Origin of the sequence: Vagococcus fessus (assembly GCF_003987565.1) — a bacterium.
Lineage (GTDB): Bacteria > Bacillota > Bacilli > Lactobacillales > Vagococcaceae > Vagococcus_D > Vagococcus_D fessus.
Genome location: NZ_NGJY01000006.1, coordinates 37640 through 61685, shown reverse-complemented (window position 1 = coordinate 61685; position 24046 = coordinate 37640). Strand labels below are relative to the sequence as shown.

The 24046-nt window shown below is 36.5% G+C and carries 20 protein-coding genes; 4 read left to right on the top strand and 16 right to left on the bottom strand.

The window, feature by feature from the left end; translation table 11 throughout:
* Positions 1 to 414: 414 nt before the first annotated feature.
* From lysS to pth, 12 genes are all read right to left on the bottom strand, one after another.
* Positions 415 to 1908 (bottom strand): lysine--tRNA ligase, encoded by a 1494-nt coding sequence (lysS, locus tag CBF31_RS10950; RefSeq protein ID WP_126832966.1) that lies wholly within the window; start codon positions 1906 to 1908, stop codon positions 415 to 417.
* A 108-nt stretch (positions 1909 to 2016) separates the two neighbouring features.
* A complete protein-coding gene (gene dusB / locus CBF31_RS10945; protein WP_126832964.1) occupies positions 2017 to 3009 on the bottom strand; it encodes a tRNA dihydrouridine synthase DusB in 993 nt (330 codons plus the stop codon).
* Between the two features lie 16 nt (positions 3010 to 3025).
* Entirely contained in the window at positions 3026 to 3901 is an 876-nt protein-coding gene (hslO, locus tag CBF31_RS10940) for an Hsp33 family molecular chaperone HslO (protein WP_126832961.1), read from the bottom strand.
* A 133-nt stretch (positions 3902 to 4034) separates the two neighbouring features.
* Positions 4035 to 6092 (bottom strand): ATP-dependent zinc metalloprotease FtsH, encoded by a 2058-nt coding sequence (gene ftsH, locus CBF31_RS10935; RefSeq protein WP_126832959.1) that lies wholly within the window; start codon positions 6090 to 6092, stop codon positions 4035 to 4037.
* Between the two features lie 72 nt (positions 6093 to 6164).
* Complete coding sequence (gene hpt, locus CBF31_RS10930) at positions 6165 to 6713, bottom strand: hypoxanthine phosphoribosyltransferase (RefSeq protein ID WP_126832957.1); 549 nt, start codon at positions 6711 to 6713, stop codon at positions 6165 to 6167.
* 16 nt (positions 6714 to 6729) lie between these two features.
* Positions 6730 to 8133, bottom strand: coding sequence for a tRNA lysidine(34) synthetase TilS (gene tilS / locus CBF31_RS10925; protein ID WP_126832955.1), 1404 nt, complete (start codon positions 8131 to 8133; stop codon positions 6730 to 6732).
* 63 nt (positions 8134 to 8196) lie between these two features.
* Entirely contained in the window at positions 8197 to 8637 is a 441-nt protein-coding gene (locus CBF31_RS10920) for a S1 domain-containing RNA-binding protein (RefSeq protein WP_126832953.1), read from the bottom strand.
* Between the two features lie 46 nt (positions 8638 to 8683).
* Positions 8684 to 9121 (bottom strand): FtsB family cell division protein, encoded by a 438-nt coding sequence (locus CBF31_RS10915; protein ID WP_126832951.1) that lies wholly within the window; start codon positions 9119 to 9121, stop codon positions 8684 to 8686.
* A 62-nt stretch (positions 9122 to 9183) separates the two neighbouring features.
* On the bottom strand, positions 9184 to 9459 hold the full coding sequence (locus CBF31_RS10910) for an RNA-binding S4 domain-containing protein (protein WP_126832949.1): 276 nt from the start codon (positions 9457 to 9459) through the stop codon (positions 9184 to 9186).
* Between the two features lie 26 nt (positions 9460 to 9485).
* On the bottom strand, positions 9486 to 11081 hold the full coding sequence (locus tag CBF31_RS10905) for a putative polysaccharide biosynthesis protein (protein ID WP_126832946.1): 1596 nt from the start codon (positions 11079 to 11081) through the stop codon (positions 9486 to 9488).
* Between the two features lie 19 nt (positions 11082 to 11100).
* Positions 11101 to 14646 carry a transcription-repair coupling factor gene (mfd, locus tag CBF31_RS10900; RefSeq protein ID WP_126832944.1) on the bottom strand — a complete coding sequence of 1182 codons (3546 nt, stop codon included), beginning with the start codon at positions 14644 to 14646 and terminating at the stop codon, positions 11101 to 11103.
* A 21-nt stretch (positions 14647 to 14667) separates the two neighbouring features.
* The gene (gene pth, locus CBF31_RS10895) at positions 14668 to 15237 is read right to left on the bottom strand and encodes an aminoacyl-tRNA hydrolase (RefSeq protein WP_126832942.1); all 570 of its coding nucleotides are present in this window, start codon (positions 15235 to 15237) and stop codon (positions 14668 to 14670) included.
* A gap of 283 nt (positions 15238 to 15520) precedes the next feature.
* On the opposite strand from pth, the gene CBF31_RS10890 reads away from it, so the two are divergent.
* Entirely contained in the window at positions 15521 to 16912 is a 1392-nt protein-coding gene (locus CBF31_RS10890) for a L,D-transpeptidase family protein (RefSeq protein ID WP_126832940.1), read from the top strand.
* Between the two features lie 23 nt (positions 16913 to 16935).
* Here the strand turns inward: CBF31_RS10890 and CBF31_RS10885 are convergent, their stop codons facing one another.
* Both CBF31_RS10885 and CBF31_RS10880 read right to left on the bottom strand, forming a co-directional pair.
* Positions 16936 to 17211: a chorismate mutase gene (locus CBF31_RS10885; protein ID WP_126832938.1), complete on the bottom strand. Its 276-nt coding sequence runs from the start codon at positions 17209 to 17211 to the stop codon at positions 16936 to 16938.
* Between the two features lie 18 nt (positions 17212 to 17229).
* Positions 17230 to 17928: an NAD-dependent protein deacylase gene (locus tag CBF31_RS10880; RefSeq protein WP_126832936.1), complete on the bottom strand. Its 699-nt coding sequence runs from the start codon at positions 17926 to 17928 to the stop codon at positions 17230 to 17232.
* 147 nt (positions 17929 to 18075) lie between these two features.
* Here CBF31_RS10880 and CBF31_RS10875 point away from each other — a divergent pair, with 147 nt between their 5' ends.
* A complete protein-coding gene (locus CBF31_RS10875; RefSeq protein WP_126832934.1) occupies positions 18076 to 18375 on the top strand; it encodes a hypothetical protein in 300 nt (99 codons plus the stop codon).
* Positions 18376 to 18661: 286 nt separating this feature from the next.
* On the opposite strand, the gene CBF31_RS10870 is transcribed toward CBF31_RS10875, so the two are convergent.
* Together CBF31_RS10870 and CBF31_RS10865 are read right to left on the bottom strand one after the other, a co-directional pair.
* Entirely contained in the window at positions 18662 to 19273 is a 612-nt protein-coding gene (locus tag CBF31_RS10870) for a 50S ribosomal protein L25/general stress protein Ctc (RefSeq protein WP_126832932.1), read from the bottom strand.
* Positions 19274 to 19626: 353 nt separating this feature from the next.
* On the bottom strand, positions 19627 to 20391 hold the full coding sequence (locus tag CBF31_RS10865; RefSeq protein WP_126832930.1) for an alpha/beta hydrolase: 765 nt from the start codon (positions 20389 to 20391) through the stop codon (positions 19627 to 19629).
* A gap of 157 nt (positions 20392 to 20548) precedes the next feature.
* Between CBF31_RS10865 and CBF31_RS10860 the strand changes: the two genes are divergently transcribed.
* Both CBF31_RS10860 and CBF31_RS10855 read left to right on the top strand, forming a co-directional pair.
* Positions 20549 to 22285, top strand: a complete 1737-nt coding sequence (locus CBF31_RS10860) for an ABC transporter ATP-binding protein (protein ID WP_126832928.1) — start codon at positions 20549 to 20551, stop codon at positions 22283 to 22285.
* Positions 22285 to 24039: an ABC transporter ATP-binding protein gene (locus CBF31_RS10855; protein WP_126832926.1), complete on the top strand. Its 1755-nt coding sequence runs from the start codon at positions 22285 to 22287 to the stop codon at positions 24037 to 24039. Before CBF31_RS10860 ends, CBF31_RS10855 begins: the two co-directional genes overlap by 1 nt.
* Positions 24040 to 24046 lie beyond the last annotated feature (7 nt).

Genomic DNA, 24046 nt, shown 5'->3' with positions numbered 1-24046 from the left:
CGAATGTTACTTCACTTAGATTTTTAATAAAAATCTTAAAATTTAGTTTGTTGTCTCAACTAATGAGAACAACATCCTACACGTTTGGTTCGTCTTACTTTGTTCAGTTTTCAAAGGTCTACGTTGTCGTTCTTGACGACTTAATTAGAATAACATGTTTAGTTGACTTCGTCAACCTTTTTTAAAAAGTTTTTCAATTAAGTTTTAGAAGTTTTAACTTCCTCTGTTTTTAACGACTTTGTTATAATATCACTTGATCAATCTAATGTCAACATCTTTTTTCAAGTTGTAAAAACATGTTTGCTTGTCTCAAGGACATGTATTAATATACCAAGTTTAGAATAAAAAGGCAACTATTTTTTTCAAAAATATAAAAAAAATGCTCACTTTCTTCTGAAAGCGAGCATTTTAAGGCTATCTCATTGTCGGAAATAGCAATACGTCTCTAATAGATTGAGAATTTGTCAACAACATAACCAATCTATCAATACCGATACCTAATCCACCTGTTGGCGGCATACCGTATTCTAACGCCTCAATGAAATCACCATCAATCCCATGAGCTTCATCGTTACCTAAATCTTTTTCACGTGCTTGAGCTTCAAATCGTTCTCTTTGGTCAATCGGATCATTCAATTCAGTAAACGCATTACCATATTCTTTACCTACAATAAAGACTTCAAAACGATCAGTAAATCTTCCATCTTCAGGATTTTTCTTAGATAATGGTGAAACTGATGTTGGGTGCCCATAAATAAACGTAGGTTGAACTAGAGTATCCTCAACAAACTCTTCAAAGAATTCATTGACAACATGACCAAAGTCCATATGATTTTCTACATGAACATTGTGTTCTTTAGCAATCGCACGAGCTTCTTCATCTGTCATTTCTTTCCAGAAATCAACACCTGTTTGTTCTTTAATAGCGTCAACCATGTGTACACGAGCCCATTTACCACCTAAATTAATTTCATTCTCACCATATTGAACTGTTAAACTATCATTTACAGCTGTCGCAACGTGTTGAATGATACCTTCTGTTAAGTCCATAATATCTCTGTAATCCGCATACGCTGTATAAACTTCAATCATTGTAAACTCTGGATTATGAGTTGTATCAATTCCCTCGTTACGGAAAACACGTCCGATTTCATAAACTTTCTCCATACCACCAACGATTAAACGTTTTAAATGTAACTCCAAAGCAATACGTAAATACAATTCCATATCTAACGCATTATGATGAGTAATAAACGGACGCGCAGCTGCTCCACCCGCCATATTATGTAAAGTTGGTGTTTCAACTTCTAAATAACCATTGTCATTTAAATAATTGCGAATTTCTTTAATGATTTGGCTACGTTTAACAAACGTATCAAAACTTTCACGGTTACTAATTAAATCTAAATAACGTTGACGGTAACGTTGTTCAACGTTAGTCAAACCATGGTATTTATCAGGCAATGGACGTAATGCTTTCGTTAAGAAAGTTAATGATGTCGGTTTAATAGTCAACTCACCCATATCTGTTTTCATTACTTGGCCCGTAACACCGATAAAGTCACCTAAATCAGCGTGTTTAAATAAATCATATTCTTCTTCTCCGACCGCATCTTTACGAACGTAGATTTGAATTTGTCCTTCTCTATCTTGTAAGTGAGCGAAGCCAACTTTACCTTTGCCACGCTTAGTCATCATACGACCTGCTACTGTTGCTACTGCTTCTTTTTCATTTAATTCTTCTTTAGAAAATTCACCATAAGCTTCTTGTAATTCTTTTGAGTTATGAGTACGTTCAAAACGTCCACCAAAAGGATCCATTCCAGCTTCTTGCATATTAGTCATTTTTTCACGTCTAACTAGCAATTGGTCGTTCATTTCTTGTTGCACTGTTTGTTCATCCGTCATTTGACTTCCTCCATCCCTTAATATGATGCTTCATCTATCTATAATGCCACATTAAATCAAAAAAAGGCAAGTAAAATTTGCCTTTTCTTGTGGTATCTATCTTATTTGTTAACGAATAATGCCTCTTGCTTCAACATTCTCTACTAACTCATCTAATATTTCTATCATTTGAGCTTGAGTTTCTGCTTTATTAACCGCAACTTTCGCTTTTGCAGCACGGGGAATCCCCTTTAAATAATAAGCAGCATGCTGACGAAATTCTCTTGAGGCTATCATTTCACCTTTTAAAGCGACAAGTCGTTGTAAGTGTAATTTTGCTGTTTCAATTTTTTCTCTAGCTGTTGGTTCAGTTAATAATTCACCTGTTTCAAGGTAATGCTTAGTTTGATAAATCATCCATGGGTTTCCTAATGCAGCACGCCCAATCATTACGCCTTCACAGCCCACTTCATCTAACATTCTTTGAGCATCTTGTGGCGTTCTGACGTCTCCATTCCCCATTAGAGGAATTGTTAGTTTGTCCTTAACCTGACGTAAAACATCCCAATTTGCTTTACCTTCATACATTTGAACACGCGTACGACCATGCATCGCTACAGCTGCTGCACCTGCTTTTTCTGCAGCTAGAGCATTTTCAACAGCAAAGACATGTTCCGCGTCCCAACCAATACGTTGTTTAACCGTAACAGGCTTGTCTACTGCTGAAGCAACTGCCTCGACCATCTCATACACTTTATCAGGGTCCAATAGCCACTTAGCCCCTGCTTCAGCTTTAATTACTTTGTTTACAGGACACCCCATATTAATGTCAATAATCGCCGCGTCTGTATTTTCCGCAACAAACTTAGCCGCTTCTACTAAACTCTCTTTACCGCCACCCATAATTTGGACACTGAGCGGATATTCGTTCTCTTCTATATGTAACATTGACAATGTTTTTTTATTTCGAAGTTGAATACCTTTGTCGCTAATCATCTCGCAGACGACCAGTCCTGCCCCAAATTCTTTAACTGTCACACGAAAAGCGGCATTACTAATACCAGCCATAGGGGCTACCACTACAGGATTAGGGATATCAATATTTCCTATTTTCCAAGTCATATTTTATCTCCCTATCTTACATTTCTTGCAAAATGTTGTTTAAATCATCTTCAGTAAAGTTGTATTTATTATTACAGAAATGGCAAGTTGCTTCCGCACCGTGATCTTCGTCGATCATCGCTTGAATTTCTTCTTTACCAATAGATACTAACGCTTTAGAGAATTTCTCCATAGAACAATCACACTTAAATTGTACAGGTGTTTCCGTTAGGAAGTTTACATTCTCATCGCCTAATAAACGATTTAAAATGGTTTCAGGTGTTTCTCCTTGTTCAATCATACGAGAAACGAATGGCATATCTGCAATGCGTTTTTCAATTTCCGTAATTGTTTCATCCGTCGCACCAGGCATAACTTGAACAATAAACCCTCCTGCTGCTTTAACTGTATCATCATTATCGATTAACACACTTAAACCAACCGCTGATGGTACTTGCTCTGAATTCGCTAGGTAGTAAGTAAAATCTTCACCTAATTCACCTGAAACAAGCTCCACTTGACCTGTAAAGGGCTCCTTCATACCTAAATCTTTTGTTACTGATAAAGAACCTACAGTCCCAACTGCTCCACGTACGTCAATTTTACCGTTATCATTTAGAGGTAAACTTAATTGCGGATTTTGAATGTAGCCTTTTACATTACCTCGACCGTCACTCCCTACAACAATTGCTCCCCCAGGACCGTTACCTTGTACTTTAACAGTGATGATATCATCACCCTTGTTCATCGCACCTAACATGACTGACGCCACCATTGTACGACCTAACGCTGCTGTAGATGTATTCCATGAATCATGGCGACGTTGCGCCTCACTAACTGTTTTTGTTGCGTTGACTGCATAGGCTCTAATTTGTCCATCGAAGCACAATGCTTTTAATAAATAATCTTCCATCGATACTCACCTTTATAATAAATTTTTTAGTTAACTCAGTTAATTGTTACTAATAGAAAAGTGGGCTGCCTAGGCAACCCACTTTATATTATAACGTATTTGATAGAACCTTCAATAAGATACGCTCAATTTATTATTCTGCTGAGTCATCCTTTGTTTCTTCCACAACTTCTTCAGCTGTTCCCGTTAAAGATTCTTCTTTTTTAGCTTCTAATTCTTTTTGTGCTTCTTTTTCTTCTAATGCATGTTTTGCTTCTTCAAAAGAACCTGATTTTTCACTAGGAAACTCATCATTCACAACATCTGCTGGCATTACACCATCTTCAAACAATGATTTAATACTACGAGCATCTAATGTTTCAAATTCTAATAATTTTTCAGCAATTAACTTGTGTTGTTCTGAGTATTCTTCAATGATTTCACGCGCTTTTGCATGAGCTTCATTTAAAATAGCACGAACTTCTTGGTCAATTTCGTATGACACTTGATCAGAGAATGCTTTTGATTGGCCGTAGTCACGACCTACAAAGACTTGATGATTCCCTTCGTATTGAACAGGTCCAAGTTTTTCACTCATACCATACTCAGTTACCATACTACGGGCAAGACCAGTTGCTTGCTCAAAGTCATTACTTGCTCCTGTTGTTTGAACACCGAAGATAATTTCTTCAGCTGTACGTCCGCCAAGTAAACCTACGATACGCTCAAACATTTCATTACGAGTAATTAAGAATTGATCTTCTTTAGGAAGAGCAATCATATAACCACCAGCACGTCCGCGAGGAACTATTGTCACTTTATGAACTGTGTTAGCATCATCTAAAACCAAACCACAGATAGTGTGTCCCGCTTCATGATAAGCTACTAATTCACGTTGACGTTTACTAATCACACGGTCCTTCTTAGCCGGACCAGCAATTACACGGTCTTGAGCTTCATCAATATCAGAAGCATCAATAACTTTTTTATTACGACGAGCTGCTACTAAAGCCGCTTCGTTTAAGACATTTTCTAATTCCGCACCAGCAAAACCTGGTGTTTGTTGTGCTACGACTTTCAAATCAACATCGTTAGCAAATGGTTTGTTTTTAGCATGTACTTTAAGAATCGCTTCACGCCCTTTAACATCTGGACGACCTACTAAAATCTGACGGTCAAAACGACCAGGACGAAGTAAAGCAGGATCTAGTACGTCAGAACGGTTTGTTGCAGCAATAACAATAACACCTTCATTGCCACCAAAACCATCCATTTCTACTAATAATTGGTTAAGTGTTTGCTCACGTTCGTCATTTCCGCCACCCATACCAGCGCCACGTTGACGACCTACAGCATCAATTTCATCAATAAAGATAATCGCTGGTGCTGTCTTTTTAGCATTTTCAAACAAGTCACGAACTCGGCTCGCTCCAACCCCAACAAACATCTCAACGAAGTCTGAACCTGAGATTGAATAGAATGGAACTCCCGCTTCACCTGCAACTGCTCGTGCTAATAATGTTTTACCCGTACCTGGAGGTCCCTCTAAAAGGACACCCGCTGGAATTCTTGCACCAAGCGCCGCAAAACGACGTGGGTCTTTTAAGAATTCAACTACTTCAACAAGTTCTTGTTTCTCTTCTTCAGCTCCCGCTACGTCAGAAAAACGAACAGTACTTGCTTTTTTATCTGCTTCTTTAGCTTTTGATTTACCAAAGTTCATCACGCCACGGCCTCCGCCGCCACCTTGTTGACCTTGATTCATCATCATATAGAAGAAGAAAATCATAAGTAGTAATGGTAAGAATGATAAAATCATCGTCATCCACATACCATTGCTTGACTCTTCCTTAATATGAACTTTTGTTTCTGAGCCTGCTGCATTTTTAGTAATCTCTGCTAACGTTGCATCGTTCGGTAACACAAGTGTTGTGAAACGGTCTGATGTTGTCGCTGAACCAAAAATAGGTAGGCCATTATTTGAAACTTTTTGTTTGTCATAATACGTACCAGAAACTCTGTACGCGCCGTTACCAGGTTGAATAGTCAACTCTTTGATTTTATCATTTTTTAATTGTTCAGAAAATTTCGAATAGGTCACTTCTGAACCGGGGCTTTGGTTATCTCCAAAGACAAAAAATACTAGCATTGCCATCCCTAATATCAACAGGACGTAATATAGTGTATTTTTCCCATTTTTCTTTTTATTCATACATAGCCTCCCTCTATCTTACCTAACTTATGTTTTATACATTAATCAGTTTAACATATTTTGGAAAAAACATTAGTTTTTTGATTCGTAAATTTCAGGCTTAAGTACGCCAACGAATGGTAAATTACGGTATTTGTTTTTGTAGTCTAGTCCGTAGCCAACAACAAATTCATTAGGCACGTGGAAACCAAAGTAATCAGGAGCGATTTCAACCATTCTACCTTCAGGTTTGTCTAACAATGTGACTAACTTAACTGATTTTGCCTTACGGTATTTAAATAATTCTACTAAATATTTAAGAGTACGGCCACTGTCGATGATATCTTCAACAATTAAAATGTCGCGTCCTTCTACATTAGTATCTAAATCTTTAACGATTTTAACTTCACCAGATGATACTAAAGCATCACCATAGCTTGAAACGTCCATAAAGTCCATTTCTAAATAAACATCAATTTCGCTAACTAGTTCAGCCATAAATGGAACAGCACCTTTTAAAATACCGACAACTAAAGGTTCTTTATCCGCATAGTCTTTTGTAATTTCTTTACCTAGTCGCTTTGTTACTTCTTCAATTTGCTCTCTTGAATATAATGTACGTTCAATGTCTTTTTCTAACATAAAACTCTCCTTCCAACTAATGCTCTTCTTTAAAATAAACGAGCCTGTAATGTATTTTATCAGTTTCTTTCTTAATACTCAAATAACTTTTACCGATTGTAAACACTCCGAGAACTTCTCGTTCGGAATTTGCCACAACCCACATTTTTTCTCTTATTGATTGAGGTATTTTTTCATCTATAAATAGCCGTCTTAATTTTTTATGGTTGCCTTCTTTATTATAAATAATAGCATCACCTGGCGCTCTTCTTCTAATAGAAAGAGGAAAATCGGATTGGTCTAAATACAACGATATCTCTTCTTTAGTCCCTAAAAATGAATGGTCCACAGCCGCTGCTTCATCCTCTGGATACAATCTAACTTTCTCAGTCTTCGATAACTCATACTCTCCTGTACCCAACACCTCGGTTATCATTGAAGAAATGATACTTGATTTTCCAACCACTTGCTCTATGTACCCTACATTGTATTCTTTCCTAAAATACCAGTTTGCTTGAAGGTCAATCCTACCTTGTGATTTTCCTTTTTCAATAAGTGATAAAATCGCCTCTACTTGTCTATCTGATAAAGAATACCCTTTTTGAATCATCACTTTCTGAATAAGAGTCGTCAACAATAAATAACGCGACTCTTTTGATTGGTTTTGAAACATGTCCAAATCCAATACCCAACATTTTTCACTTTCACAATGTGTCATGCTATCCAAAATAGGTTCCAAGGTGGTCGATAACACTTTGTCAGTATAACTTAACTGCTTCGTTAAATTTTGAACCTGATTTAAAAAATTAGGGTTCTCTTCTTTCAACAACGGGATAACTTGATGCCTTATTCTGTTTCGTTGATAATCTAAACTGTGATTTGTTTGATCCTCACAATAGAAAAGCTGGTTAGCCTTAGCGTAATCCCGTAATTCCAGCTTAGAGAAAGTAAGAAGTGGTCGGTAAATCCTCATTCCTAAACGGCTCGATTCGGCTCTAATACTCGCTAAGTTGCCTAACTGAGTCCCCTTAATCAATTTCATAATCAAGGTTTCAGCTAAATCATCTGCATGATGAGCGGTTACCAACCCAGTGTAGCCCCCTCTTTTATACACCTCAGCAAAAAAAGTATAACGAACTTCCCTTGCTTTCGATTCCATATTTCCTTGCTCAGACTGAGATTGCCACACATAAGAATAAAAAGGTAAACCTTTCGTTTGGCATAACTGCCTAACCATCTCTGCTTCTTCTTCAGACTCTTTTCTTAATTGGTGATTGACATGAGCGACACCAATTTCTGGTCGCTCATCCTCTGGAATAGCTAACAATAACTCTAAAAGCACTATCGAATCGACTCCACCTGATACAGCAACTAATAACTTCGTTTGCTTATCCCACTGAAACAACTTCAGACTATCGGAAATAAATTTCTTTTGTAACATAACATCACCTCCTAAAAAAAGAAAAAAGGATAAGTCTCCTTATCCTTCATCACTTATTATAAACTAGTTACGACGGCCGCCACGACCGCCACGTTTTCCTTCAGTATTACGTTTTAATGAAGTTAAACGATCATCACTATCTTTTAAGAAAGAGTTCATTAATGAATCAAAATCATCTTTCTTAGGTGCTGGTTTAGCAACCGGCTTTTTATATTCTTTACGTTGTGGACGACTATACTCTTTCTTCGGAGCTCTTTCAGGAACTTCATCAGAAGAGGCACGACGAATTGATAAACCAATTTTCCCATCTGTTCCAACTGACATTACTTTAACTTCTACAGCTTCGCCTACTTTAAGAACCTCGTTGATATCTTTAATAAAACTGTTTGAGACCTCACTGATATGAACCAGCCCTGTTTTTCCTTCACCTAAATCAACAAATGCTCCAAAATTTGTAATTCCTGAAATTTTACCTGGAATTTTAGCTCCTACTTCGATTGACATAAAAAAGTTGTTCCTCCTTAAATTTTAACTCTCTTTAATAATTTTTCTAATTGCGAAGCGCTTTTTCCGCTTGTTTGTCCATCGCTTCCTCTGTTTGAGGAATGCTATAAACTAACTCATCATCTTTTGTATAAAAGAATTTTTGACGGGCGACTTTCGCTAAATAATCATCGCTATTCAATAACTTAACATCATATTCTAAAGAAGCAACTTGATCAGAAAGTTGCGCTTGTTGTTTCTGTACCGCAATCTTTTCTTTTTTCAACTCTTTAATATGATGGTAACTTCTAAATATATTGAGTCCACTCACTAGAAAAATGATACTCGCTACTACGGCTATCACTCCTAGTCTGCGTCTCTTGAAAATTATTTTTTTATTAACTTGATTAGATTGATCCCACTGCTCTATCGTAAATTGATTTCCAATAGAAGATACATTATTATTACCTTCATTTTGTACTCTCTCTTCGTTCATTTCATTCATCTCAAAAACTCCGTTTCTGGATTTTGTATCATAGATATTATAGCAATAAGGACAGGCATTGTCTAATCTAATTTTTCAAATCCTTCTTCTCGTGTTTCACTGATAATTTCATACATTTTCTCAGCATCTTCTTTTTTCGTCGAGTCTTTTAACTGTAACACTTTAATCTCTAAAGTTTTATTACCAAATAAGATTTTAACACTATCTCCTACTTTAACAGAAGTAGATGACTTAGCCATTTGACCATTCACTTGGATACGTCCTTTATCTGCTACTTCTTTCGCAACAGTACGACGCTTTATTATACGTGATACTTTTAAAAATTTATCTAATCGCATATTTTTTTACCTCACTCTACTCTATATTATATTCTATTTTTTGAAACTTTCTTTACTTTACGAACAAGTTTATTTCCTTTAGGTAGTAACAACCACTCTCTTAATGTAAACATTCTTGTTTTAAATATAACCAATACATAAACACTACCACCAACCACAACTCCCAATAGAGCTTGTATAAAGGAAATGACACGTGATGTGGTATTTCCTATGACAACACCCATTGCCCAACGATAAAGGAGTAAGCTTACTATCATCATACCCAATGCTACTAGTAATTTCCAGATAAAGTCAGGATTTATAAAACATTTTTTTATCTGACCCTCTAAACCTAACAGCAATAAGATTAATGCGCCAATTAGACCACATAGCGTTGCTAAACTAGCTCCTACTGTTCCAAGTTGTATTGTCAGTAAAAAACCAAATCCAATCTTGACTAAACATCCCACAAGTAAACTATAGACTGGTATTTTAAATTTATTTTTTGTTTGATATATAATTTGTAGCATCAATACAAGTGACATAAAGAATACCGTCCCCATCAATACCGACAATGATAGACTTTCTTGATTATCACCAAACAGACTACCGTTCAAGTATGGAAGCAACATAATGAGCCCTACACTTGCAGCACTTGATATTACGATAACCGTCTTCACAAATAAAGCTATCGTTCGATAATAGGCCCAGTCATTTTTCTCCGTCACATATCTGATTAATATCGGAAGAAAAGCTGTCGTCAACGCTATCCCTATTACCATACCAACTTGTACTAATGGTTGACCTCTATCATAGATTCCTTTGATGATTTTAGATTGTTGATCAGATAATCCTTGTGCAACCAATGCATTCTTAATTAAAAAGGAATCTACCAATTGAAAAATAACTAGAAGTGAACTATAGCCACAAATCAAACCACCTTCAACTAAAAAACGTCTCAAATACTTCCTACTATTATATAATTCTAATTTTGAAGGAATAACGAGTAACTTTAAATTTGGCTTGAAAAGCAGTAACGTTATTAAAGCGACTACTCCACCAAAAATAGCACCACTCATCGCATATCGTCCCATCGTGTATACCGTCCAATTTACCGAGGTATATAGCCAAGCTACAAGTAAAATCATACCCACACGGACAAGTTGTTCGAATAATTGAGAATAAGCAGTTGGTTCCATCTCTAGTTTCCCTTGAAAATATCCTCGATAAGTCGTTAAGTATGGCACCAACAAAAATACTATAGCTGCCATTTCTATGACCGGAGCAAGTTCACTATCCCCCATCAATCGAGCTAACACGCCACTAGCCAAGAAAAACACAACAAATAAAACCAATGATAGTAGCCAATATAATGGGAATAGCCCTCTAATAACCTCTTCCTGTTTGGTGTGTGTATCTTGCTCTGCCACCATTTTAGATACTAGAATAGGTAATCCTGACAACCCTAACGTCATTGCGATTCCATAAATCGGATAAACCTGTTGGTAAACATAGAACCCTTCATCTCCAACTAAGTTTTGAAAAGGAACTCGGTAAACAGCGCTTAATATCTTCACAATAAAAGAGGTAAGCGTTAGAAGAAGCGCACCTTCTACAACTGCTTTTTGTTTTGTTTTCAACATAGAGCTAACCACTGCCTCCTTATTTTTTAGGTTCCTGATTGACACGCTCTAAACTTATATATTTTTCTTTGCGAAGTGCCGCCATTACTTTAGATAATTCTAATAGCCATCTTGCTTCACTCATATTTTTCCCAATAGTCAACTTCAAGACCATCTTATCTTCTACTGAACCGACATCTGCTTTTAAATCTGTCGCCGATAATGCACGCAGCAATTGTTCGATGGTGTAAAGATTGGTTCCCGCTTTACTAATGGTAATGATTAACTGTTGCTTATCTCTTCTGATTTTATCAACTAAAGCATAGTCCCCATCCATCTTAATTAGACCCACAGATAATAAGTAACCTACCTCATCAGGATAATCACCAAATCTATCAATCAAGTCGTCTTCTAACTCTTCAAACATTGCTTGATTTTCAAGTTGACGGACACGTTTATAAATTTCAATTTTTTGTCGCTCATCATTAATATAATCGGATGGGATATAAGCATCTACACCAACATCAATTTCGACTGACGTCTTACGGTCTTTCTTCTCGTTACCTTGTTTACGATCAACTGCTTCACTTAACATTTGCGTATACATATCAAATCCGACTGAATCGATAAATCCATGCTGTTGAGCGCCTAACAAATTACCCGCACCACGAATAGACAAGTCACGCATTGCTATTTTAAAGCCCGCACCTAACTCTGTAAAATCTTTAATCGCTTGTAGGCGTTTCTCACTCACTTCATTTAAAACCTTCTCTGGCTCATACATAAAGTATGCAAACGCAACACGATTACTTCTGCCAACACGACCACGTAATTGGTAAAGTTGTGATAATCCCATGTAATCTGCATTTTCAACAAATAACGTATTAACATTTGGAATATCCACACCGGTTTCAATAATCGTCGTGGTCACTAACACGTCATACTCTTTAGCAATAAACTCCAACAAGACATTTTCTAATTGAACCTCTGTCATCTGACCATGGGCGAAGGCAACACGTGCACCTGGCACTAATTCCTGAATCTCAGAAACTTTTTGGTCAATTGTGTCAACACGGTTATATAAATAGAACACTTGACCACCACGACTCATCTCTCGTTCAATCGCATCTCTGATCGCACCTGGATTTTTTTCCATGACATAAGTTTGAACTGGATATCGATTTGAAGGTGGTGTTTCAATAACAGATAGATCTCTTACTCCTAGCATCGACATATGCAACGTTCTAGGAATTGGTGTTGCTGTTAAGGTTAAAACATCCACCTGTGACCGTAATTGTTTTAAACGCTCTTTGTGCTTCACGCCAAATCGCTGTTCTTCATCGATAACCAATAACCCTAAATCTTTAAACTCTACATCTTGAGATAAAATACGATGGGTGCCAACTAAGACGTCAACTTTCCCTTCAGATACTTCTTCTAAAGTTTCCTCTTGTTGTTTTTTAGACCTAAAACGACTTAATAAACCAACGGTTACAGGGAAACCTTCAAATCGCTCCATCATATTTTCATAATGCTGTTGCGCTAAAATAGTCGTTGGAACAAGCACTGCTACTTGCTTACCATCCTGCACCGCCTTGAATGCTGCACGTATCGCTACTTCAGTTTTACCAAACCCTACATCCCCTACTAATAGACGATCCATTGGCTTTATTTTTTCCATATCTTTTTTGATTTCAGATGTACTTCTCAATTGATCCTCTGTTTCACTATACGGAAAAGCATCTTCAAACTCTTTTTGATATGAGTCATCTGGAGAAAAAGCATAACCTTTTTCAGCTTCTCTAGCAGCATAAAGTTTAATCAAGTCGTCAGCAATATCTTCTATTTTCGAAGATACTTTACTTCTCGTTTTAGACCATTCCGTGCCACCTAGTTTATTAACTTTAGGCGATTTAGATTCAGAAGCCACATACTTTTGAATCATATCTAGCTGAGTAACCGGGATAAACAACTTATCATTGTTTTTATAAAGAATGCTCATGTAGTCTTGGTGAATACCGTCAACCTCAAGCGTCTCCATTCCCAAATACTGCCCAATACCATGATTTACGTGAACAACATAATCTCCGGCTTTAAGCTCTGTATAGCTTTTCAAGCGCTCCGCATTTGAAATATTTTGTCTACGAGCCTTCTTCTTCGTAACTGTTTGAAGAATTTCTTTTTCTGTAACGACAACTAGCTTCTCTTCTGGCAACTCAAATCCGGCTTGTAGATCACCTAATGTTACTTGTAATTGACCTTGTAATAACTCATCAGGTTTAGTCACAACCGCTTGAATATCATGGTCTAAGCACATTTCTTCTATTTTTTTTAACTTATCTTCAGTTGACACTAAGAAGACAACCGTATTTTTCTTTTTAGCCCAACGGTCTACTTCTACTTTTAAACTGGCAAATTGACCAAAGAATTGTTGCATCGTTCTGAATTGGAAGGCATGAATTTCTTGAAATTTCAAATGGCCCATCCCTTTTTGGAACAACGAGAAATACGTTGTTGCTGCAGGGTGTTCCTTCAATTTTTTTCTAAAATCCGTTCCTAACTTCTGTTTAGGTAAAGCTTTATTGTCCGCCAATTTAAGCGTCAACCACTCGCCTTCTTCTTTGACAACTTCCCTCTCTATTTCTAACAACCTTGGATAATCGTCTATGATAATATCGTCTGTTTCATCAAAGAAATCCAAAATAGTTGTTTTATCTTTATATAAATAATCGCTGTATAAACGGTCCTCTGACGTTGGTAACCCTGATTTCCAAGTTTCAATAACGTGTCTAAACTGTGCCGATACTTGAACCTTATCAGACTCATCTGTTAATTGAGACAGATATTTTTCTAAAGCTTTTTCAAGCTTAACAGCACCTTGTTGATAGGACTCACTGGTTAACAATAAATCAGAAGCCGGCGTGATTAACACTTTACCAATTTTTTGAACAGAGCGTTGCGTGTCCGCTTCAAAATAACGCAATGATTCGATTTCATCGTCAAATAAATCCACACGAACAGGATAATCTGTTGTCAGTGGATAAATATCTAAGATACTTCCTCTTAAACTGAATTCACCTGGTTTCCCCACCATACTTTGGCGCGTGTAACCCATTAATACTAAATCAGTTGTTATCTCTTCTAATGAAATTGTTTCACCTAAAGCAAATTGTCTTTCGAAACCTCTCCAACATTCTTTGCTTGGTAAATACTTTCTAGCTCCAGCAAGTGGTGTCACAATCACACCTGGTTTATCACTCGCTAAAAATGATAAGGTCGCGACCCGTTCTGCCATTATTTCAGGTGACGAATAAGACATTTCAATAGCTGTCATCTCATTGACTGGAAAAAAATGAATACTCTCATCTGGAATAACATTTCTTAAATCTTCCATTAAGTTACTAGCGTAATACAAATTCGGCGTTATAATTAATGTCTTTTTATGTTTATAATCATATAAACTAGCCATCGTTAACATTTTTGCAGAGCCAGTTAGACCTGTCACTAATTGTTGCTTACCTTCTTTAGTATGAGCCATCCAGTCTAAAACTTTTGGTGATTTCGATATAATCTCTAACATCTTCATACTTTCACTAGCTCCTATTTTTTATTTCTTAACATTAAATTGATTCATAACCTCTACAAAAGACGCACCTTTCAACCACGCCTCCGTAGCATCAGCTGCAGTCTTAACTGCAATCCCCATCTCTTCATGGGTTTCTTTAGGAAATGTTCCCAGCACATGCGATACGACATCTTGACCTGGTTTAGGTCTATCAATCCCTATCTTAATACGGTTAAATTCTTTCGTGTCCAAATGCGCAATCAAACTCTTAATACCATTATGTCCACCGGCACTACCTTTTTCTCTTAAACGAATACGGCCTACCGCTAAATCTAAATCATCATATATAACTAATAAATCTGATACATCTAAATTATAATAATCCATCAGAGGTCCCACTGAACGACCTGATTCATTCATAAACGTTATTGGTTTAACGAGCAAGACTTTCTCGCCCGCTACAAAATATTCTGCAATGTCAGCTTCACATTGCTGTTTAGTGAAACGACACCCTTCTCTTTGTGCGATTTCATCTAATGTAATAAATCCAATATTATGTTTTGTTGCCATATATTTTGTACCTGGATTTCCCAGTCCAACTATCATCTTCATTAACCAAAATCTCCCATTCTATTCATTATTCCTAATATAACGACCGTTTTTTTAAAGATCGTTATTTAGTTGTTTTCATTTTACACCTACTACACACAAAATAGCCGAGAAGCGTTCAAAAGCCCCTCAGTTCTTGTTAATTATAGCATATAGTGACTATTCTTGTAGTATTTTTACCTTATAGAGTACCTAAAAAAAAACAGGATTGTGCAAAAAATAGTTCTATAATAAATGTTTTATGTTACAATATGATTACAAATGATACATTGGAGGAATTTGATTCATGACGATTACACGGCGCAGATGGATTTATTTACTTGTAACCACCCTTATTTTTATTTTAGTTGCACTTTACACAATGCAAGCTAATTTTTATAAAACCCACTTTTTACCCAAGACAACCATAAATGGTCTAGCTGTTGGGCGTATGCCTCTCTCTAAAGTCGAGAAGATGCTATACGATGAAGAAGAAAAAGGGACTTTTAAAATTTTGAATGGTGAAAAAGTTTGGAAAGAAGTTCATAAAAAAGAACTTGGGATTGAAACAGACTTCAAACCTGGTCTTCATAAAATTCTTGATTCTCAAAATAAATTACTTTGGATTACCTCATTATTTAAACCAACTACCCTTAGTATCGCAGCCTCTTCTTTAAACGAAGATGGCCTAGACGACTTTACAAAATCTTTAGAACCAGAGATTAAAGAATTTAATAAAGATAAGACACCTTCTGTCAATGCCACTATTATTAGTGAAGAAGAAGGCTTAGCTATAAAAAAAGAAAGCTATGGTAATGACATAAGCTATCACAATCTTTCAAACTCTCTAAAAGAAGCTGTTCGAAACGGGATACCTGATATTAACTTACAAGATTACGTCGCACTACCTGAGTTAACTACTAAGAGTCCTGAGCTAAAAGAATTACTTACAAAAGCAAACGATTTAGTTGATCAAAAAGCAACTTACTTAATTAATGGTAAATCGATTACTATCCCTAAAAAAGAATTAGTAAAATGGGTAACTGTTGACCAAAAAGAAAAAAAAGTGGGAGTCAATCAAGATATCATCACTAAATATGTAACCGAACTTGGTGAGAAATATAATACTAGTACGGTTCCAACAGAATTCAAGAGCACTAAGCGCGGAACAGTTAGTGTCCCCGCTGGAACATACAGTTGGACTATTCAAACAGATGACGAAGCTAAAGCTTTGGCTGCTGATTTTCTAGCAGGAAAAGGAATTGATCGTTCTCCTATCAGCGTTGGTAGTGCTTCATCAGGTCCTGCATTAATCGGTGACACTTACGTCGAAGTTGATCTAAAAAATCAACATATGTACTTCTATAAAGAAGGAAAAACAATAATTGATACTGATATCGTTTCAGGAAAACCAAAAACACCTACGCCACCTGGTGTTCATTACCTATGGAATAAAGAATCACCTTCTATTTTAAGAGGTAAAAATGATGATGGTTCAGATTACGCAGCACCTGTAGATTTTTGGATGCCTATCGACTGGACTGGAGTTGGCCTTCATGATTCTAACTGGCAACCCGTATACGGTGGGGCTCGTTGGAAAGATGGCTTCGGATCACATGGTTGTATCAATACACCACCTGATTTAGCAGCAAAACTTTACTCTGAAATCGAAATAAACACACCCGTTATTGTCTTTTAATAAAAAAGCGATGAGCTAATGGCTCATCGCTTTTTTTTAACTAGTTTAGACGATTGATACTCTTTCGATACCCTCATCATTTCTTGATACAACTCTTTAATAACTGGAGCATACTCTTTATTAATCACAGTCATGCCTACTTTATCAAGAATCTTCTTTTCTCTATCACTATCTAATACCTCTATATTTTCTTGCTCTTTAATCCCAACTACCTCATTCACAACATCTAAGCGTGCTTCGAGTAAGCTTATAATTTCTTGATCTATTCTATCAATTTCTTGACGTTGCTTTTTTAACATCTTCTTCCACTTCTCCTCTTATACCCTATTAAAAAAATTTTGCGCATCACCTTTAATAAATAAATGCTCCTCGCTCGTTTCTATTTCTTCTTTATTAATCACCACAATTGGACTAGCAGGCTTGCGATATTCGATTAATTGACTAAATGGGTAGACTTTGAAACTCGTTCCTACAATCAAAATTAAATCCGCTTCACTCACTGCTTTAATCGCCTGCTCTATCCTATCTTCGGGTAATCCTTCTTCATATAAAATAATATCTGGACGTATAATACCACCACAGCTTTCATGATGATTACTTGTCAAATAATCATCAACTGAACATGTCTTGTTACATTTAGTACAGTAACAGTGATATAAGCTCCCATGAAAATTTATTAAATTTGTTGTATCTGCCTCTTCATGGAGATGGTCAATATTTTGAGTAACCACTTTTGCTGAGTCTCTTCCCTTAGTAAGTTGAGCTATCTTCAAATGACTTACATTAGGCTTAGCCTCTGGGTGATATAGTTTTTTAACAAACTCATAAAATTTCTCTTGCTCCTGTTCAAAACAACTTCTACTTAGTAGATATTCAGGAGAATCTAGCCCCTCATAAACACCGCCTAACGAACGATAATCTGGAATACCAGAAGGCACAGATATCCCCGCCCCTGTTAAAAATACAGGTTGCTTAGATTTTTTTAAAAGTTCTAACGCTTGCTTATCAACTGACATTATATTCTCTCCCTTTCAAACTTTATTAAACTACCTACTACTCTAATAAATACCCCTTTACTTTTTGAAAAATTTTTCATATATTTTCAATGACAAGTTAAAAATAAGATGATAAACTATAAAGTGACAAAGAAAGAGGTGAAAAAAATGGTAGCATTTTTAATTTATTGGGCAAGTATTCTTGTAAGTATCGCTTGGATTATTATTAGCACTGGTTTTTCTATTTATTATTTAGCAAACAAAGAAAACGGAAATCTTTGGGCTTTTGGTTTCTTAAATGTTATTGCAGCAATTGTTTTAGCTATTGTTTTAGTTGTCTACAAAACTTGGGATTTCGACATCACGACATACAGTTCACTAATGTATGGTTTGATCGCTGCAGAATTAGTTTTAGCAGTTCTTAAATTCATCTTAGGTCGTGAACCAAAATTAGCACCTGCTAAATAAGACGATAACCTCGTCCTTATTATAGTCAATAAAAGTCTCGTTATCAAATTGATAGCGAGACTTTTATTTTACTTTTAATAGTTATTCACATTATACCCAAAACTTATAATTTCTTATCCCCATTGTTATACACATTTAAAACTCAGTTTTTTTAAGCTTTTACAGAGTTATCCCCTGTTAATAAGGAGTTATCCACAGAAATCTGTTGATAACTTTTCGTTTTCGGTGGATAACTCTGTTTATAAACAGAAAAAGAGCAAATCTATTAGATTCGCTCTTTTTTATATTATTCTTTTTCACCAATCACTTCTGGAGCAGCTGCTACCCCATCTGTTTCTTCTTCTTCATGAACACGAGGTTCTTCGACGATTGCAATTTGTTCTTCCATATCCATTACAATATCGTATTTATCATTCTTAGGTAAATCACCTAATGTTATAGCATCACCAATTTCTAACTCACTTACATCCACTTCAATGACATCAGGAATATTATCTGGTGTTGCTGAAACCAAGACTGTGTACAAGTTTTGACCCAATGAGCCTCCAACTTTTACGCCTTTAGGTGTCCCTGTTAATAGTACTTCTGCTTCTAGTTCTGTTTTCTCTGACATATCAACTGCCAAGAATTCCACGTGCAACCAACGACGGTTAAACGTATCTTGTTGTTGGTCAAAGATTAATGTAGGTGTTTTCGTTCCATTAATGTCTAATGTGTACACCGCATTCTGACCATTCTCTTTAATAGCCTTCATCAATTCTTTTTCGTCAATTGAAATTGATGTTGTTGTCATTCCATTACCATATACAACCGCTGGAATTATTCCTTCCTCACGTAATTGTTTTTTCAATGATCTTGGACGTACCGCTCTTTCGTTTACTTTCAATAAGACTGCCATAAATAATCTCCTCCTTAAGATATTTTCCAAAAATGAGATCCTTTTGTTACTCTTGTTAATCCGTTTCATCCTCAATCAAATCACTAATACGATCAACACAGATAAACAACCGGTCCCTTTTTGTCAGTTCCTGAAAAGCGAACTAAACCTAACATTATAGAATGATCTTATTTACCAAAGGATAGTAGCAGTTTTTAATCTATCATTTGATTGCTCATCATGACTCTTTCATAAAAATCGCCCTTTTGAAATAGTCACACTATAATATAAGCTTATGTCTACACCATACTAGGCATTTGAAATTAAGTCAAGAAAAGAGACGTTTTTACAAATAATGCGTTTACAATATAGTTCTATTTTAACTTTTCAATCCATTTAATAACCTTTCTTATCTGATCATCCCAATCTTGCCAGTTATGGTCTCCATCGGTAAAAGAGGCCGTTATATCATATCCTAACTCCATAAATTTATCATGTGCTCTTAAATTCTGATCGTATAGAAAATCTTGTTTGCCACACCACTGATACAATACGGGAAGTGGAGCCTCATTATCTGTACATTTTTCTGCTAAAGTAAATAAATCATTTTCCGTACCATTTATCCCTAGATTTTCACCAAAAACACCTTGCCAATATGCATTTTTTTCCCAACCTGTTTCTCCATCAAATGCCGTTGCCATATCCAAAGCTCCAGATAACGAAGCTGCTGCACCAAATAAATCTGGTCTACTTAATGCCAATTTATAAGCACCGTATCCCCCCATAGATAATCCCGCTACAAATGTTTCTTCCCTTTTGACTGACATTTTAGGAAAAAATTCACGACATATTCTTGGCAATTCCTCTGAAATAAACTCCCAATATTTTAAACCTGAAGCGGTGTTTGTATACCACCCTAGATGTGTTGTGGGCATAACAACAGCCATTCCTGTTTCTTCTACATATCGCTCAATTGATGTCTTTCTTAACCATGATGTCTGGTCCCCACCCATACCATGTAAAAGGTACAATGTAGGATAACTCTCAATTTCTTTAGCCCCATCTTGCGGGATAATAACCTGCATAGACAAGGTTAAATCTAAAACTGTTGAATAAAAATTTACTTCCATTAAAGCCATTTAAATAACCTCCTATCACTTTTAAAAACCTTTACATAAGTTTAACAGATTTTAAATATCCTGTCTTACCTTTTCTTAACGGACTTTATTTATCCATGACCATAGAGTACAATAACAATCAGTATATTAGATTTTTACAATGAATAGGAGAAACGATATGGTCAAGCTCTTAAGATTTACCAAAAACTACCGAAAAGAAGTCTTCTTAGGCCCTTTTTTCAAATTTTTAGAAGCTGTTTTTGAATTACTGCTTCCCATTTATATGTCTTACTTAATTGATAATGGTGTCGCTAAAAATGACACCCATTATATTTTAAAAACAGCACTCATTATGATTGCCATGTCCGTCATCGGATTGGTCTGTGTCATGATTTGCCAGTACTACTCTTCTGTCGCTTCACAAGGCTTTGGGACAGAGTTACGTTCTGCTTTACTAAAAAAAATCAACACATTCTCACATAAAGAGCTCGATAACTTTGGCACCTCTACCTTAATCACGCGTATGACAAATGATATCAATCAATTACAACTGGCCTTAGCGATGTTAATTCGTTTAGTATTTAGAGCCCCCTTTTTAAGTATAGGTTCACTTGTTATGGCCTTTTACATTAGCCCTAAACTGGCTACTATCTTTTTAGGCGCACTTATTTTATTTTGCCTAGTCTTGTATATCATGATGACGCGAACTGTCCCTCTTTACAAAAAAGTCCAAGCAAAAGTTGACCACCTTAATACTGTTTTAGTTGAAAATTTAAGTGGGGTTCGTGTTTTAAGGGCTTTTGGTCAAAAAAAATATAGCCAAGAAAAAATGACAGATACGACAGATGAGCTCGCACGTGCCTATAATCGTGTGGCTAACATCTCTGCTCTTTTAAATCCTGCTACTCTTTTAGTTATGAATGGTGCCACTATCGCTTTACTCTATCTTGGTGGTGTTTCAATTAATAGCGGCAGTCTAACTCAAGGAGAATTACTTGCTCTTATTAATTATTTAATGCAAATGCTTCTCGCTTTGATCGTCATCTCTAACTTGGTTATTATTTTTACCAAAGCGGCTGCCTCAGCAGAGCGGGTTAATGACGTACTTGAAACAGAACCTTCTATTACAGATGCTCATACTGAGCAAACAAACAAGCTTCACCCTGCAGATACCAGTTATGCGTTAGCTTTTGAAGATGTATCATTCAAGTATACCTCTACAAGTGGGTTAGCACTTGATACACTAAATTTTTCATTACATCCTGGTGAAAGCTTAGGAATTGTCGGGCCAACTGGTAGTGGAAAATCTACTCTTACTCAATTAATTCCGCGTTTCTATGATCCCACTACAGGGACCATTACACTGTTTGGTCAGTCATTAACTGACCTACCACTCGATACACTACGTGAAGCTATTGGAATCGTGCCACAAAAGAGTGTCCTATTCACTGGAACTATTCGAGATAATTTAAAATGGGGGAAACAAGACGCTACCGATGACGACTGTTGGCAAGCCTTAGAAACTGCCCAATGTTTAGATTTCGTTAGCACTCTACCTAATAAACTAGACACCATGGTCACTGAAAGTGGCAAAAACTTTTCAGGCGGTCAGCGTCAACGTTTAGCTATTGCTCGAGCGGTTATTAGAAAACCACTTATTTTAATTTTAGACGATTCGCTTAGTGCCCTAGATTATCAAACAGATTTCGAATTACGCCAAGCTTTAAAGCGTGACTTAGAGCAAACAACTTTAATTATCGTGTCTCAACGTATCAGCTCTGTTCAACACGCCGAAAAAATTATTGTCTTAGATGATGGCAAACAAGTCGCAAGTGGAACACACGAGATTCTTATAAAAGAGTCCGACACTTACCAAGCGATTTATGCCTCACAGCAAGAACAGGAGGAGAACTAATGAAACAATCAGCCCAGTCTTCTTCATTTAAACGTTTTTTACCTTACCTTTCTCAGTATAAAAAAGAAATTGTAGGAGCTATCTCACTAGGGCTTCTAGGTGGAGCTGCCACAGTTATGATGACTTATTACATCGGTCAAGCCATCGATACAATGGTTGGTGTCGGCCACGTTAATTTTAAACAATTAGAGTATTACTTATTAATCTTAGTCGGTCTACTAGGTGTGGCCAGCCTTGCTCAGTGGGGGGTTCAACTTCTCGGTAATAAGATGGCCTATCACTCTGTTGCTACTTTGAGAAAAGAGAGCTTCGATCACTTGAACCATCTACCTGTCAATTATTACGACCAACACTCTCATGGTGATATTATTAGTCGTTTTACCAATGATTTAGACACGGTATCTGAAGCATGCGTGGCTATCTTTAACAATCTTTTTTCAGGTATGACGATTGTTTTAATTGCTTTCGTTTCCATGCTTGCTTTGAGTTGGCAACTTACCCTTATCGTTTTAGTTGCTACACCACTTATCTTTTTAATCAGTTGGCTTGTCGCTCGTTCTAGCCAAAAACGTTTTGCATCACAACAACGACTAGTCGGAGATATTTCAGGTTATGTGAACGAAGTTATCGGCAATCAAAAACTCGTAAAAGCTTTTCAGTACGAAGACCAGTCGCAGCAACAATTCGACAAACTAAATCATACGTTACAAATTGAAGGGCAAAAAGCGCAGTATGCCTCTTCTCTTACCAACCCCTTATCGCGTTTTATTGACCATTTGACGTATGTTTTCATCGGATTAATCGGAGGTCTTTTGGTTGTTAAAGGAAATACGACATTAACAGTAGGAATGATTTCAAGTTTTACCATATACTCAAGCCAATTTTCTAAACCTTTTATTGAATTATCCGGTATCACCACACAAATTCAAACTGGACTTGCTGGATTAGACCGAACATTCCAACTATTAGATGAACCTATCGAAACAGAGGACACTTCAGATAGCCTGCCACTTGAACAAACTGTCGGTGCTATTGAATTTAAACACGTCGCCTTTTCTTATACACCAGATAAACCACTCATCAAGGATTTAAACCTTAGTGTTAAACCCGGTGAAACCATCGCCATTGTGGGGAAAACAGGTGCTGGAAAATCGACCCTAGTCAACTTACTTATGCGTTTTTATGACGTGTCTGCAGGAGATATCTTAATCGATAACCATTCTATAAAAGACTACCAACGCGATTCTCTTCGAAAAGCGTTTGGAATGGTATTGCAAGATACCTGGTTATTTGATGGTACTATTAAAGATAATTTACGCCTTGGTAAACCCGGTGCAACAGACGACATGATTATTGCCGGTGCTAAATCAGCTAATAGTCATTCCTTTATCATGAAACTCCCTCAAGGCTATGACACGATTATTGGTTCAAATGGTGTTAAAATCTCTGAAGGTCAACGTCAGTTGTTGACCATTGCTAGAACGATGATTTCTGAGCCTCCTATGCTTATTTTAGATGAAGCAACAAGCTCTGTTGATACTCTAACGGAACAAATTATCCAAGAAGGTTTCCTTAAAATGATGACGGGTCGCACGAGTTTTGTCATCGCTCATCGTCTCTCAACTATTCGAAATGCTGATAAAATAATGGTAATGGACCAAGGTGAGGTTGTAGAAATTGGTAGCCACCACGACCTACTCGCTATACCAGATGGTGCGTATTCACAACTCTATCACTCACAATTTGCAAAATAAAAAAGAC

What these genes read in the sequence shown, in the direction of transcription:
- lysS (WP_126832966.1), bottom strand. Translation starts at nt 1,908, where the DNA reads ATGACGGATGAACAAACAGTGCAACAAGAAATGAACGACCAATTGCTA.
- dusB (WP_126832964.1), bottom strand. Translation starts at nt 3,009, where the DNA reads ATGACTTGGAAAATAGGAAATATTGATATCCCTAATCCTGTAGTGGTA.
- hslO (WP_126832961.1), bottom strand. Translation starts at nt 3,901, where the DNA reads ATGGAAGATTATTTATTAAAAGCATTGTGCTTCGATGGACAAATTAGA.
- ftsH (WP_126832959.1), bottom strand. Translation starts at nt 6,092, where the DNA reads ATGAATAAAAAGAAAAATGGGAAAAATACACTATATTACGTCCTGTTG.
- hpt (WP_126832957.1), bottom strand. Translation starts at nt 6,713, where the DNA reads ATGTTAGAAAAAGACATTGAACGTACATTATATTCAAGAGAGCAAATT.
- tilS (WP_126832955.1), bottom strand. Translation starts at nt 8,133, where the DNA reads ATGTTACAAAAGAAATTTATTTCCGATAGTCTGAAGTTGTTTCAGTGG.
- CBF31_RS10920 (WP_126832953.1), bottom strand. Translation starts at nt 8,637, where the DNA reads ATGTCAATCGAAGTAGGAGCTAAAATTCCAGGTAAAATTTCAGGAATT.
- CBF31_RS10915 (WP_126832951.1), bottom strand. Translation starts at nt 9,121, where the DNA reads ATGAATGAAATGAACGAAGAGAGAGTACAAAATGAAGGTAATAATAAT.
- CBF31_RS10910 (WP_126832949.1), bottom strand. Translation starts at nt 9,459, where the DNA reads ATGCGATTAGATAAATTTTTAAAAGTATCACGTATAATAAAGCGTCGT.
- CBF31_RS10905 (WP_126832946.1), bottom strand. Translation starts at nt 11,081, where the DNA reads ATGTTGAAAACAAAACAAAAAGCAGTTGTAGAAGGTGCGCTTCTTCTA.
- mfd (WP_126832944.1), bottom strand. Translation starts at nt 14,646, where the DNA reads ATGAAGATGTTAGAGATTATATCGAAATCACCAAAAGTTTTAGACTGG.
- pth (WP_126832942.1), bottom strand. Translation starts at nt 15,237, where the DNA reads ATGAAGATGATAGTTGGACTGGGAAATCCAGGTACAAAATATATGGCA.
- CBF31_RS10890 (WP_126832940.1), top strand. Translation starts at nt 15,521, where the DNA reads ATGACGATTACACGGCGCAGATGGATTTATTTACTTGTAACCACCCTT.
- CBF31_RS10885 (WP_126832938.1), bottom strand. Translation starts at nt 17,211, where the DNA reads ATGTTAAAAAAGCAACGTCAAGAAATTGATAGAATAGATCAAGAAATT.
- CBF31_RS10880 (WP_126832936.1), bottom strand. Translation starts at nt 17,928, where the DNA reads ATGTCAGTTGATAAGCAAGCGTTAGAACTTTTAAAAAAATCTAAGCAA.
- CBF31_RS10875 (WP_126832934.1), top strand. Translation starts at nt 18,076, where the DNA reads ATGGTAGCATTTTTAATTTATTGGGCAAGTATTCTTGTAAGTATCGCT.
- CBF31_RS10870 (WP_126832932.1), bottom strand. Translation starts at nt 19,273, where the DNA reads ATGGCAGTCTTATTGAAAGTAAACGAAAGAGCGGTACGTCCAAGATCA.
- CBF31_RS10865 (WP_126832930.1), bottom strand. Translation starts at nt 20,391, where the DNA reads ATGGCTTTAATGGAAGTAAATTTTTATTCAACAGTTTTAGATTTAACC.
- CBF31_RS10860 (WP_126832928.1), top strand. Translation starts at nt 20,549, where the DNA reads ATGGTCAAGCTCTTAAGATTTACCAAAAACTACCGAAAAGAAGTCTTC.
- CBF31_RS10855 (WP_126832926.1), top strand. Translation starts at nt 22,285, where the DNA reads ATGAAACAATCAGCCCAGTCTTCTTCATTTAAACGTTTTTTACCTTAC.